The 15,785-nt window shown below is 41.9% G+C and carries 18 protein-coding genes; 12 read left to right on the top strand and 6 right to left on the bottom strand.

The genetic code is table 11. The features are described from left to right. Positions 1–2: 2 nt before the first annotated feature. Together GO495_RS11115 and GO495_RS11110 are read left to right on the top strand one after the other, a co-directional pair. Complete coding sequence (locus GO495_RS11115; RefSeq protein ID WP_157299742.1) at positions 3–683, top strand: ABC transporter ATP-binding protein; 681 nt, start codon at positions 3–5, stop codon at positions 681–683. 32 nt (positions 684–715) lie between these two features. Next, entirely contained in the window at positions 716–1,060 is a 345-nt protein-coding gene (locus GO495_RS11110) for a nuclear transport factor 2 family protein (protein WP_157299741.1), read from the top strand. Here GO495_RS11110 and GO495_RS11105 read toward each other — a convergent pair. Then, entirely contained in the window at positions 1,053–1,604 is a 552-nt protein-coding gene (locus GO495_RS11105) for a Crp/Fnr family transcriptional regulator (protein WP_157299740.1), read from the bottom strand. The genes GO495_RS11110 and GO495_RS11105 overlap by 8 nt on opposite strands. Before the next feature lie 51 nt (positions 1,605–1,655). Between GO495_RS11105 and GO495_RS11100 the strand changes: the two genes are divergently transcribed. Both GO495_RS11100 and rpiA read left to right on the top strand, forming a co-directional pair. Further along, positions 1,656–2,615, top strand: coding sequence for an NAD-dependent epimerase/dehydratase family protein (locus tag GO495_RS11100; RefSeq protein ID WP_157299739.1), 960 nt, complete (start codon positions 1,656–1,658; stop codon positions 2,613–2,615). A gap of 28 nt (positions 2,616–2,643) precedes the next feature. Continuing rightward, positions 2,644–3,315: a ribose 5-phosphate isomerase A gene (rpiA, locus tag GO495_RS11095; protein ID WP_157299738.1), complete on the top strand. Its 672-nt coding sequence runs from the start codon at positions 2,644–2,646 to the stop codon at positions 3,313–3,315. Here the strand turns inward: rpiA and GO495_RS11090 are convergent. The 4 genes from GO495_RS11090 to GO495_RS11075 all read right to left on the bottom strand — a co-directional run bounded on the left by GO495_RS11090 (position 3,299) and on the right by GO495_RS11075 (position 8,438). After that, positions 3,299–4,759: a glycoside hydrolase family 28 protein gene (locus tag GO495_RS11090; RefSeq protein ID WP_205691243.1), complete on the bottom strand. Its 1,461-nt coding sequence runs from the start codon at positions 4,757–4,759 to the stop codon at positions 3,299–3,301. The genes rpiA and GO495_RS11090 overlap by 17 nt on opposite strands. A 7-nt stretch (positions 4,760–4,766) precedes the next feature. Further along, positions 4,767–7,037, bottom strand: a complete 2,271-nt coding sequence (locus GO495_RS11085) for a GH92 family glycosyl hydrolase (RefSeq protein WP_338075402.1) — start codon at positions 7,035–7,037, stop codon at positions 4,767–4,769. A gap of 98 nt (positions 7,038–7,135) precedes the next feature. Continuing rightward, positions 7,136–7,897, bottom strand: a complete 762-nt coding sequence (locus tag GO495_RS11080; protein WP_157299736.1) for a M90 family metallopeptidase — start codon at positions 7,895–7,897, stop codon at positions 7,136–7,138. A 133-nt stretch (positions 7,898–8,030) separates the two neighbouring features. After that, entirely contained in the window at positions 8,031–8,438 is a 408-nt protein-coding gene (locus tag GO495_RS11075) for a fasciclin domain-containing protein (RefSeq protein ID WP_157299735.1), read from the bottom strand. A 157-nt stretch (positions 8,439–8,595) separates the two neighbouring features. Here GO495_RS11075 and GO495_RS11070 point away from each other — a divergent pair, with 157 nt between their 5' ends. From GO495_RS11070 to GO495_RS11040, 8 genes are all read left to right on the top strand, one after another. Beyond that, positions 8,596–9,111: a hypothetical protein gene (locus GO495_RS11070; protein ID WP_157299734.1), complete on the top strand. Its 516-nt coding sequence runs from the start codon at positions 8,596–8,598 to the stop codon at positions 9,109–9,111. A gap of 24 nt (positions 9,112–9,135) precedes the next feature. Continuing rightward, positions 9,136–9,468, top strand: a complete 333-nt coding sequence (locus tag GO495_RS11065) for a hypothetical protein (protein WP_157299733.1) — start codon at positions 9,136–9,138, stop codon at positions 9,466–9,468. Positions 9,469–9,490: 22 nt separating this feature from the next. After that, on the top strand, positions 9,491–10,363 hold the full coding sequence (locus GO495_RS11060) for a hypothetical protein (protein WP_157299732.1): 873 nt from the start codon (positions 9,491–9,493) through the stop codon (positions 10,361–10,363). A 5-nt stretch (positions 10,364–10,368) separates the two neighbouring features. Then, a complete protein-coding gene (locus tag GO495_RS11055) occupies positions 10,369–11,043 on the top strand; it encodes a response regulator transcription factor (RefSeq protein WP_157299731.1) in 675 nt (224 codons plus the stop codon). 2 nt (positions 11,044–11,045) lie between these two features. Then, on the top strand, positions 11,046–12,371 hold the full coding sequence (locus tag GO495_RS11050) for an ATP-binding protein (RefSeq protein ID WP_205691242.1): 1,326 nt from the start codon (positions 11,046–11,048) through the stop codon (positions 12,369–12,371). A gap of 327 nt (positions 12,372–12,698) precedes the next feature. Beyond that, positions 12,699–13,355 (top strand): DUF1361 domain-containing protein, encoded by a 657-nt coding sequence (locus tag GO495_RS11045; protein ID WP_157299730.1) that lies wholly within the window; start codon positions 12,699–12,701, stop codon positions 13,353–13,355. Next, positions 13,342–13,476 (top strand): hypothetical protein, encoded by a 135-nt coding sequence (locus GO495_RS32360; protein ID WP_276611807.1) that lies wholly within the window; start codon positions 13,342–13,344, stop codon positions 13,474–13,476. The genes GO495_RS11045 and GO495_RS32360 overlap by 14 nt, the downstream gene beginning before the upstream one ends. A gap of 20 nt (positions 13,477–13,496) precedes the next feature. Beyond that, positions 13,497–14,255 (top strand): oxygenase MpaB family protein, encoded by a 759-nt coding sequence (locus tag GO495_RS11040; protein WP_157299729.1) that lies wholly within the window; start codon positions 13,497–13,499, stop codon positions 14,253–14,255. Positions 14,256–14,287: 32 nt separating this feature from the next. Here the strand turns inward: GO495_RS11040 and GO495_RS11035 are convergent, their stop codons facing one another. Next, positions 14,288–15,601 carry a vanadium-dependent haloperoxidase gene (locus GO495_RS11035; RefSeq protein WP_240915200.1) on the bottom strand — a complete coding sequence of 438 codons (1,314 nt, stop codon included), beginning with the start codon at positions 15,599–15,601 and terminating at the stop codon, positions 14,288–14,290. Between the last annotated feature and the right edge of the window lie 184 nt (positions 15,602–15,785).

The following is a 15,785-nucleotide window of genomic DNA, read 5'->3' as shown; positions in this document are numbered from 1 at the left end:
TTATGAGTATTGCATTAAAGGCTGAAAATATAAATAAGTTCTTCCTGGTACCAGACAAGTTCCAGGCACTTTCTGATGTGAGTTTTGAAATAAATAAAGGAGAATTTGTGTCTATCACGGGAAAGTCGGGTTCCGGCAAATCTACCTTGTTGTACGTCCTTTCAACAATGGATACGGATTATACCGGCACCTTAATGCTGAATGATCAAAAGATAACCGGTAATAAACAAAACAGTCTTGCTGCATTCCGGAATCAGCACCTGGGATTTGTATTTCAGTTTCATTATTTATTACCGGATTTCTCCTGTCTTAAAAATGTGATGATCCCTGCGATGAGACTGGGGAAATTAAAGCAGGATGAGATTGAGTATAATGCGCATGAAAAGTTAAAGATGCTGGGTGTAGGAGAACAGGCATTAAAGCCAGCATCCAAAATATCGGGCGGGCAGCAGCAACGTGTTGCCATAGCGAGAGCGCTGATCAATGAACCCGCTATCCTCATGGGAGATGAACCAACCGGCAACCTTGACAGTAAAAACACGGCCGTTGTATTTGAAATCTTTCAGCAGCTGGCCCGGGAGCATAATAAGACCATTATTACAGTGACACATGATAATGATTTTGCGGAGAAGAGCGACAGGATCATTGAGATGAGGGATGGGAAGATTATTGGGCTGGCATGATTTTTTAACCATTATCGTTAAAACAATGCTATATGACGATCTATTCTGTAGGAGCAGCTAAAGAAGTTGTGCTTGCTTTGATCGATGCCATCAATAAAGAAGATTTCCAGCTGGCGAGGACATATGTTATGCCTGACATGCGATTTGAAGGTGTTTTAGGCACCCGGGAAGGTGCAGAGGCCTACTTCCTCGACATGGAGAAGATGAGGCTGAAATATGATGTTAAGAAGGTCTTTGTGGAAGGCAATGATGTCTGCCTGCTGTATGATCTTGATATGTCCGGTACGATCATATTTGGTTGTGGATGGTATACTGTGGAAGATGGGAAAGTAAAGTTGCTGAAAGTGGTGTTTGATCCACGTCCTTTGCTCAAGTAGTTTTCAGTAAACGGTTGAGGCTCCTGACTGATATCCCCAGGTATTCCGACAGGTCCTGTTTTGTAAAGGTGATCTGCTGGGCGTTTAGTGCGGATAACAACTGCGGTAATATCTGGGATAAGGTATATAGCTGTTGCCTTGCGCTTTTTATGGATGAATTGGATATCCGCGTAGCCATGAGCGATATGACCGTCGCATTAAAATCCTGTCTTGTTTTTAACAGCTGCATGAATTCTATGTTACTCATGGTATAGAGGCTGACAGGTGTAACAGGTTCTATACTACAGATAGCCACCTCTTTCCTGATGGCCTCTATCTCCCCCAATAATTCCCCTTCTCCCAAAAACTCAAGGATATAATCTTTATCGTTATCTTCTGTAATAAAGCATTTGGCAATGCCTGATTTTATAATATATACGCTTTTCCCTTCCTGTCCCTGTTGTATAATACGTTGTCCAACACCATAATTGCGTAGTGTAATAGCTTCCGTCTTTTCCGACAGGCTTTCTATAATATGAAGCAGTTGTAAATTTGTTCTGATCATGTTCCGGACAAATGTCCCGGGAAGTTAATAAACTCCGGTTACATTTGCAGTATGAAAGTTTTAGTTACAGGAAGCGCCGGTCATCTTGGAGAGGCGCTGATTCGCACGTTAAAAGGGAATGTGACAGGCATGGACATTACGGCCTCACCCTTTACTACTCATCAGGGATCTGTTACCGACAGGGCTTTTGTTAAGCGTTGCCTGGCAGGGGTGAAAACAGTGTATCATACTGCTACCCTGCACAAACCGCATGTAGGCACGCATAGCCGTCAGCAGTTCATAGATACGAACATTACCGGTACGCTTAATTTACTGGAAGAAGCGGTGGCTGCCGGTGTGGAATCGTTCATCTTTACCAGTACGACCAGTGTATTTGGCGATGCCCTTATTCCGCCTGCAGGTTCCCCTGCTGCCTGGATCACAGAGGACGTAACACCTGTCCCGAAGAACATCTATGGCGTAACCAAAGCCGCTGCTGAAGACCTTTGCCAGTTGTTCCACCGCAACCAGGGGCTGCCGTGTATTGTATTACGCACATCAAGGTTTTTCCCTGAGGAAGATGATCATAAAAGTGCGCGGGACACTTATGCGGACGAAAACTTAAAAACAAATGAATACCTTTCCCGGCGGGTGGAGATACAGGATGTGGTGAATGCTCATATACTGGCAGCAGAACGTGCTGCTGCTATTGGTTTTGGCAAGTATATTATCAGCGCCACTACCCCGTTTACCTTAAACGACATGGCAGCATTACGGGTTGATACGCCGGCCGTATTACGCAGACTTTTCCCCGGCTATGAAGCGATCTATGCCCGTAAAGGCTGGCGGATGTTCCCTGTCATGGACAGGGTATATGTGAATGAACGTGCCCGTGTGGATCTTGGCTGGACACCTCTTTATGATTTCAGGTATGTGCTTGATAATGGGCTGCGCAGTCCGCTTTCCCTGTTGGTAGGTTCCAAGGGATATCATCCGGAAACATTTGCAGAGGGGCCTTACCCGGTGGAATAGGGATAAACTTTTATTAAAACATAAAGATATGACCGATTATAAAATGGAAGCCGCTATTGCAGCGTCGAAAATAATTGCCAATGGCCAGACGATCGGTTTAGGTGCCGGCACTACAATTGCGCATCTGGTGAAGTTGATCGGGAAGGATTGTAAGTTTACATCTTCATCTTTTAATACGATTAACCTGCTAAGAGAGCATGGCTTAACAGTGTTGTCACCATCATCTTTGAAGAAAATAGATATTTATTTTGATGGCTGTGATCAGTTCGATGCTGAACTGAATGCGTTGAAGAGCGGCGGTGGTATTCATACTAAGGAGAAGATACTGGCTTCTATGGCTGATCAGTTTATCTTATTAGGTGATGCCGGGAAATTTGTTCCTCAATTAAATTATCCGTTAGTGATAGAGATCTTACCACAGGCGTTGCAGGTTGTACGGGAACGCCTGTCGGTAGATTTCCCGGATGCGTCGCTGGTATTGCGGATGAGTAATCAGAAGGATGGTCCTGTGATTTCTGATCATGGCAACTTTTTATTAGACGTTACCTTTACAAAGCTGCCTGCTCTTGCCGGTTTGAATACACATATTAAAATGATACCGGGAGTAGTTGATCATTCTTTGTTTTACAGGATGGCGGCGAAAGCCATTATTGCCGGAGAGAACGGGATACAGGTTATCATGCCTATTTATCCTGCCTGACATCTTCTGTCACCTGATCCTTTACCTTTCCGGGGAAAGCAGAATGCCCGTCCAGCTGGTTAATTTTCAGACCTCCTACCTTGTAGGCTTCCAGCACATGTGTATAGTAAGCAGGTGGATGGCTGCCCCATTTTACCGAACAATCATGAATGCTGATATCAGTTGCCTGATCCAGGTAAAAAGCAGCCGTGCTGCCTTCTACAAAAGGTGAAGCGTTGCTTGGACGTCTGTCGTAACTACCACCTGGTATGGTAGTAGTTTTAGCAACATTAACATCAATATTATTAAAATGAATGTTACTTATTTTATCCGCTGATTCACCGCTTATGTAAATACCATTCTCGCTGCGGCATTCTATATTGTTAAAGTAGATATTGCTTACCCTGCCCACCTTACCTTCTTTTACACCTTTGGGTAAACGCCAGCCAGCATCCTTATTGTTAGCCGTAGCACGGCGATATGCCGTTATATAAATGGGTTCTGCCTTACCCCACCAGACATCCGAAAATAAATGCGAATCAACAATGATGTTGGAGAAGATCACATCGGTTACCGTACCCTCGTCCCTGTTCTGGATACCAATGCCCCGGTTGGCCTTAGTGATAATGCAGTTGTTAAATACTACATGGCGTATACTGTCCATATTCTCCGATCCTATCTTGATGGCACATGAACGTGAAGTCATCGTGCAGTTGCTCACGGTTATGTTCTCACAGATACCATATTCCTCAAACTCCCTGCGGTTCTTCAGGCAGATACAATCATCTCCTGATTCTATATAACTATTGCTGATGCGTACATTTTTGCTATGATCAACATCAATACCGTCGCTGTTCCGTACTTTCAGGCTGTTTAATAAAGTAAGGTTATCAATAGCCACATCATTGCAGCCTATTAAATGAACGGTCCAGTAAGCGGAGTTACTGATGTTGAGATCACGGATACGGATGTTTTTTCCTCCGGTGATAGTCAGTAAGTGCGGGCGTGGATCAATGATATTAAACGGTTTCAGTTCATAGGAATCATCCAGTTCCTTACCCATAAACGAGATACCATTACCATCGATAGTACCCGCGCCACAGATGGTGACGTTCTCCAGGTTTTGTCCGCTGATCCATAAAGTACCCTCTCCTTTGTTTTCCTTGAAAGCACTTTTGGTGTATAGATGTTCATCCGGGCTCGCTAATAATTTAGCCCCGTTTTCCACCTCCAATGTGATATATGATTTTAATTCAAATGGCCCGGTCAGAAATACGCCTGATGGCACTACTACTTTTCCCCCACCGGCAGCATTGCATGCATCAATGGCTTTTTGAATAGCGATGGCATTATCTGTATGACTATCATTGACAGCGCCATAATCTGCAATATTAAAAACAGATGGCTTCTTTACCTGCGATACAGCAGTATTACACAAAAAAATCAGCAGCAGATACTTAAACATTCTCATATTATTTGGTCATCCCTTTTGGTTGATTGACAGGGTTGCTTCCCCATATTTTATCAGGAGTATCCTGTAAATATAACTCCAGTTTACCACCATGCATAATGTTGCTGTAAGTAATAAAATTATTTGCCTGTAATACTCCGTTCCACTTAGCCTGATGAATATATTTAGCCGTTTTGCTGGTCTTATGACAAATAATCTCAAAAGTTCTATCTCTTGGTAAACTAACGGATACATGCGTAAATACAGGAGCACTCAGCAGATATTCGCCCGCTACAGGATTCACGGGATAAAAACCCATCGAGGCAAACATATACCAGGCAGACATCTGTCCGGCATCATCATTACCACCTAATCCCCCTGGCCCATTGCTATATTCTTCTGATAAGATCTTACGCACCTGTTCCTGTGTTTTCCAGGGAGATGCGGTGTAGTTGTACATGAAAGATATCTGATGCCCTGGCTCATTACCATGCCAGTATTCCTTTTTAATAAACAAACTATCCAGTGAAGCTTCCAGCTTCCGGCTGCCACCCATTAACTGGCTCAATCCACTTACGTCATGTGGTACGTAAAAGGTGTATTGCCTGGCTGTTCCCTCCGTAATATAACTTTCCCTTTCATCAGGGTGATAGGGGGTTATCCAGCTGCCATCTGCATGACGCCCTCTCACCATACCCGTTTTCTTATCAAATACATTCGCGTAATAACCCGCCCTTTTGATCAGCAGTTGATAGTCGGTCGTTTTCTCCATCACTTGCGCAAACTGTGCCAGCGCATAATCATCATAAGCGTATTCCAGTGTACGGCTTACCTGTTCCTGCTTGTGAAAGGCATCCTTCACGCTGTCTTCCAGCGGAATATAGTGGTATTTAAGGTAACTCTCCAGCGCTCTCCTGCCCTTCCCTTCTATGTAATCTGCTTTACTGGCAGGCGTACTAAAAGCATTACGTCTTAATATCTCATATGCTTCATTCACATTATAATTACGTATTCCTTTCAGGTAAGCAGAGCTGATCACTGAAGCAGGGTGATCTCCTATCATCTCTGAAGTATAACTGTTCCAGCAGGGGAATATGGGCATCCAGCCGCCTTGTTTACCTTTCAGAATAAGTGATTGTACCAGATTATTAATAAACGGCGGATTCAGTATTTCGAACAACGGTATCTGTGCCCGGTATATATCCCACATAGAGAAATCATCATAATAATTACCCTGGGTCAGCGTAGCATTCTGATAATCCGAAGAGAACATCGGATACAGCCCGTCCACATCATTGAATAAGCGTGGCTGCTGCATGGCGTGGTAGTAAGAGGTATAAAAGATTTCCTTGTCCCGCTCATTATCTGTCTCCACCTTAATCTGGCTCAATGTCTTTTGCCAGATGGTTTTACAATTAGCTAATGCCGTCACAAAGTCTGTCGTTCCTGTTTCTGCTGTAAGGTTTTTCCTGGCCCCTTCTATACCTGTGAATGAAGTACCTATGCGGATGCTGAGATGTTCTCCTTTATCCATTTTAAATCCCACATAAGCGCCTATGCCAGGTTGATTACTGATACTATCTGCGCTGAATATTTCACTCATGGCAAAAGTACCTTTGCTATCGATCCTTTTTTCAAACCGGATCACAAAGTAACCGCTAAAGCCAGCCTGTTTACCCCAGCCCTGGTAAATACGGTGAACGGGGTTATAACCATATATCTCCCCCTTCTCAGCATCTATTTTAATAAAGCCTTCATGGTAATCACTGTTAGGTGTTATCAGCAGGTACAAGCTATCGGCTTTATCCATTTTAAACTGCATAAGGCCGCAGCGTGGTGTTGATGTAACAGCGACCTCTACCTGTTCCTCCCTCAGATTGATACGGTATCCGTATGGGGTCGATTTCTCATCCGTATGTTTAAAGCGCACGCTATAATCAGCAGTTTTAAGCACACCTGTTACCGGCATTACGGTAACGCTGCCATAGTCCTGTGTGCAGGAACCGCTCAGCCAGTGGGAGCCCCTTATGCCATTGAATAACGTATCTCTGTAATAGTAAGGTGTCCTACACTTTTTTTCACCCATCTGGGTTTGCGGAGTCCATTGCGTCATACCGAAGGGCATTGTAACGGCCGGGATAGTATTGGCAAACAATTCACCGCCTGTTCCGTGCTTCAATGCCGATTTAGTAGTAGCCGCGGCCGTTCCGGCCATTGGTTGCACATAGTGAGTGAGATCCTGGGCATTCGCCAATGTTCCTGTAAAAAATAGTAGAATAAATAGTCTGTACACCTGCTTCTTAAGATTAAGTTACTATTGTACTAAGATACCATTGTATTTGTATTTTTCTGAACGCATTTATTGTTCATCTGACACTTTAAAGAATTTTATCATTCAGGTGTTTGCCCGAATATCAGGCTGAGTTGCTCATAAATTTCAGGGTGATGCTGTTTTAATTCTTCCGGTTTCTGAAAGAAGTATTCAGAAGCTACGGCCAGGAATTCTGCTTCACTGGTCACAGCATAAGGATTGATATCCGAATGCCCGGCTTCTATGCGTTGCATTTCATGGTGTATCATTTTAAGCCAGGGAATGGTGTATTCATGTTTCATCAGGTTTTCCGGTATACCATCTGTTGCGCCGTCCGACATATCCAGTAAGTGAACGAATTCATGGATGGCGGTGTTCGCAGCACCTGATGATTTGGAAAAGCCTTTTATCAATGCAGCCCTTGATAAAAGCATTTGTCCGTTCATATAACCAGCGCCCACCATACCCAGGATATTCCTGTCCCCCCCTTCAAACTGATATTCATGATCGAATGTATCAGGATACAGTATCACATTCGTCAGGTTTCTATATTTCCAGCTGGGGAAGCCAAAAATGGGGATGACTGCCCCGGAAGCGACCATTACCCTGTCCACATCAGTTATTTCTGTTCCTACCCCTTCAATACGGGTAGCTTTCAGAAACTCCGTTACCCATTTCTCAAATCTTGCTTTACCTGTATCATCCAGTTTCTGATAATATTCAATATGCTCGTTGAGGATTATTCTGTAAGCATCTCCTGCGGGTTTATTCCCGCTTTTTTTCCGAAGCGTGAAATATGCTCCTGATATTACCAATAAGGTTATTATAATTATTGTGGCCATAGTTAAATGTAATTTAATTACCAGAAACAGGCAAGTTGATATGGGATACCCGGGGATTGGTAATGACTCAGGGGGACAAAACAAAGCCCGTAAACAAATAGTTTACAGGCTTATAGTTTTAAAAACAGCGTTGTTATTTTACAAACACAATATCTGTAGCATACATTATCCCATTGGATATTTTAGCATCCCGCAAAAGGATACCGGCTCCGCCCACATTTACTTTACCATTCTTTATTTCCACTATTAGCTGATTACCGTTTATTGTCGTCAGACTATCCCCGTCTTTCAGATTCTTGAAAGGTACTATTCCGCTCACTATATGATTATTCATCAAATCGGTCAGTTTCAGCTTATTTTGTGGCTCCAGGAGATCGTCCATGAGTCCCTTTTCCAGTTTTTCAAAAGCAATATCGGAAGGAGCAAAAAGCGTAAAAGGACCGGTACTGCTTAATAACTGGTCGAGATCCGAAGAATGCACACCTTTCTTTAATGTTTTCAGGTTCTTATCAGTGTTAACAACCTGTGTTATATTTGACATAATAGTAATTTATCTGCCGGTAGTATAACCGGCAACAGCAAAAGGTACGCTTTATAAGCCCAAACACAGATAAATGTTTTTTCATTTTTCCTTCATGTTGGGGATCTAAGTTTGTACCGACAAGCAAATTATTATTAACTTATCAATTGAAAAATTTATGAAAACAACACTTTTTATCATCGCCGCTTCTTTATTTACTGGTATTGTATCAGCTCAGGAGATTAAAGCAAAACAATCCACCAGTGCAGCTGTGAATGGGACTAACTCTGTACAGGCTGCTTCACAAACCAGCGGTTCTGCAAAAGTAAGTGGTAAAACAGCTATCGATGCTAAAAACGATATTACGGCGTCTTCAAAAAGCCAGACAAGTGCTGTAAACAGTTCTGTTAAAGCTACAAATAGTGCTGCAGTAGCTACCGGTAGTGAAGCAAAACAGACAACCGGAGCTGTTGTTAAGACAACACACAGCACAGCAGTGGCTACTGATAATGAAGTAAAACAGACCACAGGCGCTGTAAAAACAGATGTAAAGGCTGCAAAAACTGATGCAAGTGTAAAAACAAATGCAAAAGTGGCTACTTCACCTGCAATAAAAGCAAACAGCAGCATTAAAACCCCACATGTAAAAACGGCTGCAAATGTGAAGACAAATGTAAAAGTGGGGATCAGGTAATAAAATTTAAATACTGTTTTTAATATGAACAAAGGGGCTTTCTACCGGTATGCAGGAATAATTATTATCCTCTTAATCGTTTCCCTGAAGAGTTGGGGTAGTGTAACACTACCCCAACTTAATCGCAAGGCTGCTTCCGCATGCCTGTCGCTTCAGGATACCATACCACCTGCCAATAAACCTGTTGAAGCAGAACAAAAGCAGGAGCAGCCGGTGACAGATGCCGTCATCAAAGAAGTTCCCAAAGCCAAAAAACAGTTAAAACCTATAGCAGTACCTCCGGCGGTGCTTCCAGTAAAAACTCCTATCGTAAAACCTAAAATAGTGATCAAGAGAATAGGTGTCCGTATTCCTTAACACAGCACTTAAATCAAAGACCATGAAACAGATATTCTATCTACTGCCAATATTATTTTTCAGTGTTGTATGTCAGGCTCAGACGGATAGTACATTACAGAAAGACAGTGTGCCAACCGAAAAATCTACCCTTACACTGGGTGTCAGTTATGCCAATAATGCCAATTATTATGGTATGAAATCTCAGGAAAAAATGGCCTATGTAGCAACGGTAGGGTCTTACCATCACCGCTCCGGCTTCTCCCTGAACGGTTTAGCTTACAAGCTGCTGAACGACAGTGCTCATTTTGTTTCCGCCTACACACTGGGCGCGGGTTATGGCTTTAAACTCAGCAAACGCCTGTCTGTTGATCTCAGTTACAGTTATACTTTTTATCCTAAGCTCTCCCCTTTCCTGCAAGCGGCTAATCCACATACGGCCGGTTTAAGTATCAGTCATACCAGTTGGCTTACAACCAGCCTTGGAGTGGACTATGCTTTCGGAGAAACAAATGACTTCTTTACTACCCTTGGTATAAGTAAACAAATCAATCTGTTTAGTCTGGGTGCAAAAGATATCATCACACTCACGCCGTTAATAGATGTAACAGGTGGTACACAAAGATTTTATAAATACTATATCACAGAGAAAAATATCAGGGATAGTCTGCTTGGCATGCTTATTCCTCCCATTCTGGGAGGGAATACACCAGGAAGCAGTACTTCCACTACCAGCAGCCAGGCTTATACCAGCTTCGATATTTTATCCTACAATCTTAAATTACCTTTAGCATATAACAGGGCCAGCTACCTCGTAGAGGTTGCCTGCCAGCTTTCACTCCTGGGACAAAAAGCACAGGCAGATCCGGGAAAACTCAATTCATTTTTTACTGCAAGCTTTTACTACCAGTTCTAAAAGATATGAAAGTATTAATTATTGAAGATGAAAGGGGAATGGCCCTGGAAATGGAAGACTTTCTTATAAAGGCAGGATACCTTTGTGATCTTGCCTTTACGGCAAAGCAGGCAAGACTGTTCATGGAAGAAGGCCCTTATGATTTTATATTACTCGATCTCGGATTACCTGATAAAGATGGATTGCAGGTATTGGAAGAAGCTAAGAAAATATGCCACGAAGCATCTTACATTATTCTAACGGCGCGTGGTAAATTAGAAGACAGAATAAAAGGGTTGGACCTGGGAGCAGATGATTATCTTCCTAAACCATTCTCATTACTGGAATTACAATCGCGTATGCAGGCGATCAGCAGAAGAAAATCAGGATTAAAAGATAACCTGGTATCATTAGGGGACTTTACGATCAACTTCAGTAACAGAATTGCTTTGTTTGAAGCTACAGATGTAGGGTTGTCAAAAAAAGAGTTCGATCTGCTGAGTTATATGGTGCTGAATAAAAACCGCCCTCTTACGCGCATGCAACTGAGTGAACATATATGGGGCAGCTTTACAGATGATGATTATGATTCTAATTACATCGATGTACACATAAAAAATATCCGTAAGAAAATGACAGAATACGGACCGGCAGACTGGTTACAAACCATCAGGGGGATTGGATATAAAATTAAACTGTAATCGTGAAGCTGCTTACTAAACTTACACTTACCTCTACACTTTCCAAGATCGCAACGGTGATCCTGTTCATCGTATTGCTGCCTTTTCTTATTAACAGGGTGGCTTTCCAGAGCACGAATGGGCTGTTAAAGCAACAGGCTAAAAAGGTAATGAACAATATCCGTAATAACGGTATCGATTATTATCTGCAGGGAGATTCTACTTATGGAAGCTATACCCTGCTTAAAGAAGAATACATTTCCCTGGAGAGAGCCCGAAACATTTATACTGAAGATACGATTCAGACAGCACAACGTATTATAGAGGGAGATACAGTTATGTACCGCGTGCTGAACCAGGCATTCGAATACAATAATCAATTGTATGAACTGGAAATAGGGAGAACGATTGCCTCTATCAGTCAGTATAACAGTCCATTGCAGAAAATCGCTTTATACGTACTGGGGATATTGATCATACTGACCCTGCTGATAGAACTCTCCTTTACACGCATCCTGCTTAGACCATTGCAAACAATCATCCGGACTAAATTAATAAACCCTGTTTTTCCATTCAAGGAAGCCCCTCTTCCCATTCATACAACAACAGTCGATTTCAAATATCTCGATGCCTCTCTTATTGCGTTGATGAATCGGATAAAAGAAGATTTTGACAGGGAAAGAGAGTTTACTTCCAATGCTTCTCACGAGCTGATGACACCTATTGGTATCCTGCAAACAAAAATGGAAAACCTGATGCTGGTAAATGATCTTGAAGAGCCTGTATTGGAAAAGATCATGGAGATGATGAAAACCCTTAACCGGCTAAAGAAAATCGTTCATTCCCTCTTATTAATATCAAGAATAGAAAATGATCAGTATGCCAGGCAGGATAGTATTCAGCCTGATAAAATGATAAATGAGATCATAGAAGAATTACAACATCGCATCGAAGACAGGAATATCAGGATGTTTGTTTCTTTCCAACATCATATTGTACTGCATCAGCTAAACCATGATCTGATATTTCAGTTATTCTATAATCTCATCAATAATGCTATCAGGTATAATAAAGACAATGGAAGCATCTACATCAGCGATGGTGTTACTTCAGACGGTTCTTATATGATCTTTATAAAAGATTTAGGAATAGGCATTGAAGCCACAGATATTGATACGATATTTAATCGTTTCAGGAAGAAAAATACCATAGAAGGCGAAGGTTATGGGCTGGGCCTGGCTATTGTAAAAAGTATCGCGGATTATCATGCGATTGAATTAAAAGTAGATTCTCAAGTGGGCAGGACTACAACGGTTACTGTTAATTTCGGGAAACCCTCACCGCTGTAAACCTTCTCTTTTTATTGCTGTTGTGACCAGATTAAAGGTAGTGCTTGAATATTATGACAGATGTTGTTGATCATAAATACACTGCATCTGACTGTTTAGTTCTCTTATTTAGCTTTGGAATATGGGTGCAGCATTTGTTTTTCAATTTAACTTCACCTGATATTCACGTCAGATAAGGTGTATTTATCGATCAGCAACATCTGCCGCGAAGATGATGTAATCAAACGGAGGTACTACCAGATTAAAATAATTTAGTTAGTATAAAACTTTTTCTATTACTTTGTACCTCAAAGTGCTTTTATCTAATTAAAATAACTCTTTATTTGTATGATAAAGAATATCTCTCCTTTGGAAAGGATGCTGCTGGTATCCATTCTTTTCAATATGCTATTGCTATTGGTGCGGGTTTATTTTACGAAAGAATTAACATATGGCTTTTATACCTGGAATACATTTTTAGCGGTACTTCCTTTATTATTCAGCCGTGCCCTTTTTAAGCTGGACAAATGCAATTTGAAAGCAATTGTATTAATTGCCTGCTGGCTGCTGTTTTTCCCTAATGCGCCTTATATGATCACAGATCTTTTTCATTATGTTAAAGAACCTCCTGTGCCGCAATGGTATGATCTGCTATTAGTCATAACAGCGGCCTGGAATGGGTTGTTATTGGGGATTGTATCCCTTATGCAGGTAGAGCAGTTTTTATCCAGGCATATGAAGATGATATGGGTAAAAACGATCGTTATTATAAGTTTTGGGTTGTGTGGTTATGGCGTTTATATAGGCCGGTTCCTGCGGTTTAACAGCTGGGACATAGTAATAAATCCGGTAATGATCATTTCTGCTTCTGCTCATCATATTTTTCAACCATTTGAATATCTCAGGTTGTGGGCATTCACTCTTTTATTTGGTACCATGTTCGGTATCATTTATTTCACGCTACAACAATTGAGCAGCAAAAAGCAAGCTGATGTTACGTATTAAATTATGTATCCTGATGATGATAACCGGACTGGCGATAAGCGGACTTACCGCCTTTCCGCTACAGACGGAACTTGAATGGCTGGTTGATCATAACACTATTTTTCCGGAAGATTTGCTATAGAGATATTAACCGCTTACAACATGAAACACTTCGTAAATGAAGATTCTATCGTACGGAAAATCTGGGGGAAGGCAGATACGGTATTGTTTATTTTTGCAGGCGCCGCCGCTGAATTCGCATTAAATAAAGCAGTAGACTGGCTTTACTTCACCGGCAGATTACCTGCAGACCCTTTAGGCAGATTATTTTCTACTGTTGCTTATTCCCAGCGGATCATCTTTTCAACAAATGAGGCTGCATATGCTGCCATTGATCAGATTACCTCTATTCATAAGCAGGTGGAAATTTCCCGTGCTGCACAAATACCAGACTGGGCATACAGGGATGTATTATTCATGTTGATTGATTATTCCATCCGCGCATATGAACTACTGGAACGCAAACTTACATCAGCAGAAAAAGAAGATGTTTTTAATGTGTTTTATACAGTTGGTATGCGTATGCAACTGAAAGACCTCCCAACTAATTATCATACCTGGGCAATTGTACGCGACATCCATTTAAAAGAAGATTTGCAACATAGTGATTTCACGGATGACCTGTTTAAAAAATACCGTGAACATCTTGGGGGCATCCGGTATTGGTTATTAAGAAAAGTACAGGCATTAATAACACCGAAGCGGGTTAAAGAATTATTGTCCCTGCATGATGCAACTATATGGTTACCGGTACTTTATTTGTATAAACTAAGCCGTATAATAAAATTACAAAGCTGGTTGAGGGATATGCTTTTACCTGTGAAATATAAAACGCAAATAAAACAACTGAATGCAAATTAATGGAGGTCTGCTTTAAGCAGACCTCCATAGTATTAATACCTTAATCCCAATACTCTTTCTGCAATATTTTCACCTACCTGCTTTCCTACTTCACTATCGAACTGGTAATGGATACCTCCATATACTCTTGAAACAGCTGCTTCGTCTGTCATATCGGTAAAGCTGTTAAAAAAGCGTGGTGCAAATCCTTCGGGGACTTTCTGTTCATCCGTAAATGAGAAACCATCACCAAAATAAGCTGCCAGTATATGACCAGCCGCGCTGGTAAATGTCGCATGACCGGAGATGTAAGAAGGGAAAGGTGGCGTACCGATCAACGGCGACCAGCTGCTATCTATGTTTGACCGGATATACGTAACAGGGCGCAGCAGGTTGTACCTGTATTTATATTTCCAGCAAAGGATGCCTGCATCATTCAAACCTATTCCTACCTGAGCAAAAAGCTTTGCAGCAGATGAAAGACTCAAATGCTGCTCACTTATTAATTGAGCTGTAATGGCGATCAGATGGCCGGGAGGAGTAAAAGTCCCTCCTCCGTCGGCCCAGTATTTTGCAATAAGGTTCTTCTCAGGTGTCAGCGTTATACCTGTATGATATACAAGGAATGCCTCATTGTAAAATACAGATGTAGTATCTGTTGAATATACCGGTGGAAGTATGCCTGCCTGATCGGGTGTAGCAGGTTTGACGATCGGGCGATTATTTCCCCAGTAAGGCAGCATAGCCGGTTGAAAAAGCGGCGGTGTTGGGACCCATAACCCTGCACCTACCGGTGGTACATAGTCTGACGGAAACGTGTTTAAATAACCATCTTTCCCACCATCAGATGTAGACCACTGATAGATACTTCCTGCCACCTGCCTTCCGTAATTAACAGAACGGATTATTTCCCCCTGCGCACAGCTATCAGAAAACGCTTCCAGGTTATCGATCTCAAGCTGTGTTATCAGTGCAAGGTTTGCAGCACTGGCATTAGGGAACAGGTTCCTGGTAATAACAGCCATAGCGCTGTTGGCGGCAATTGTCCAGTTATACTTTTTCCCTTTTTCAGGAACAGGAACATACTGGAGCCCGTTCAGCTGTCCTTTTAATGAGGCACCATCTGCACCCCATACAACTGCTTCATACAAGGTAATACCAGTATAAGCAATAGCTCTTGCAGCCACCGGCGGCGTAAATCCTCCGGTTTCCTTTATCAGTTTCAGTTGCAGCTGGTACCATGAAACAGCAACAGCAGCATCATTTCCGGAAGCAACACGCAAGGCGGTAGTTTCATTGATTAGCGGTAAATGACCAGGATCAGGAACATTATCCCTTTTACAGGCGAATAGACCCAAAACAAACATGAGATAAACCAAGCATGAGCGTAAACAAACAAATTTCATTTTTTTTCAAATTAAAAGGTTAACAATAACAGGGTTAATAAGTAGCCAGGGATTTAAATCATGGCAAAGGTATGAAGGCGGTACGTAGTGTATTTGCGTAGTGATCTCTATAAATAAAAAAGAGGTTGTATCATACTGAAATGCC

Source organism: Chitinophaga oryziterrae (assembly GCF_009758125.1).
GTDB lineage: Bacteria > Bacteroidota > Bacteroidia > Chitinophagales > Chitinophagaceae > Chitinophaga > Chitinophaga oryziterrae.
Note: the sequence above shows the minus strand (reverse complement) of the source record. Positions and strands in the feature narration are given on the sequence as shown.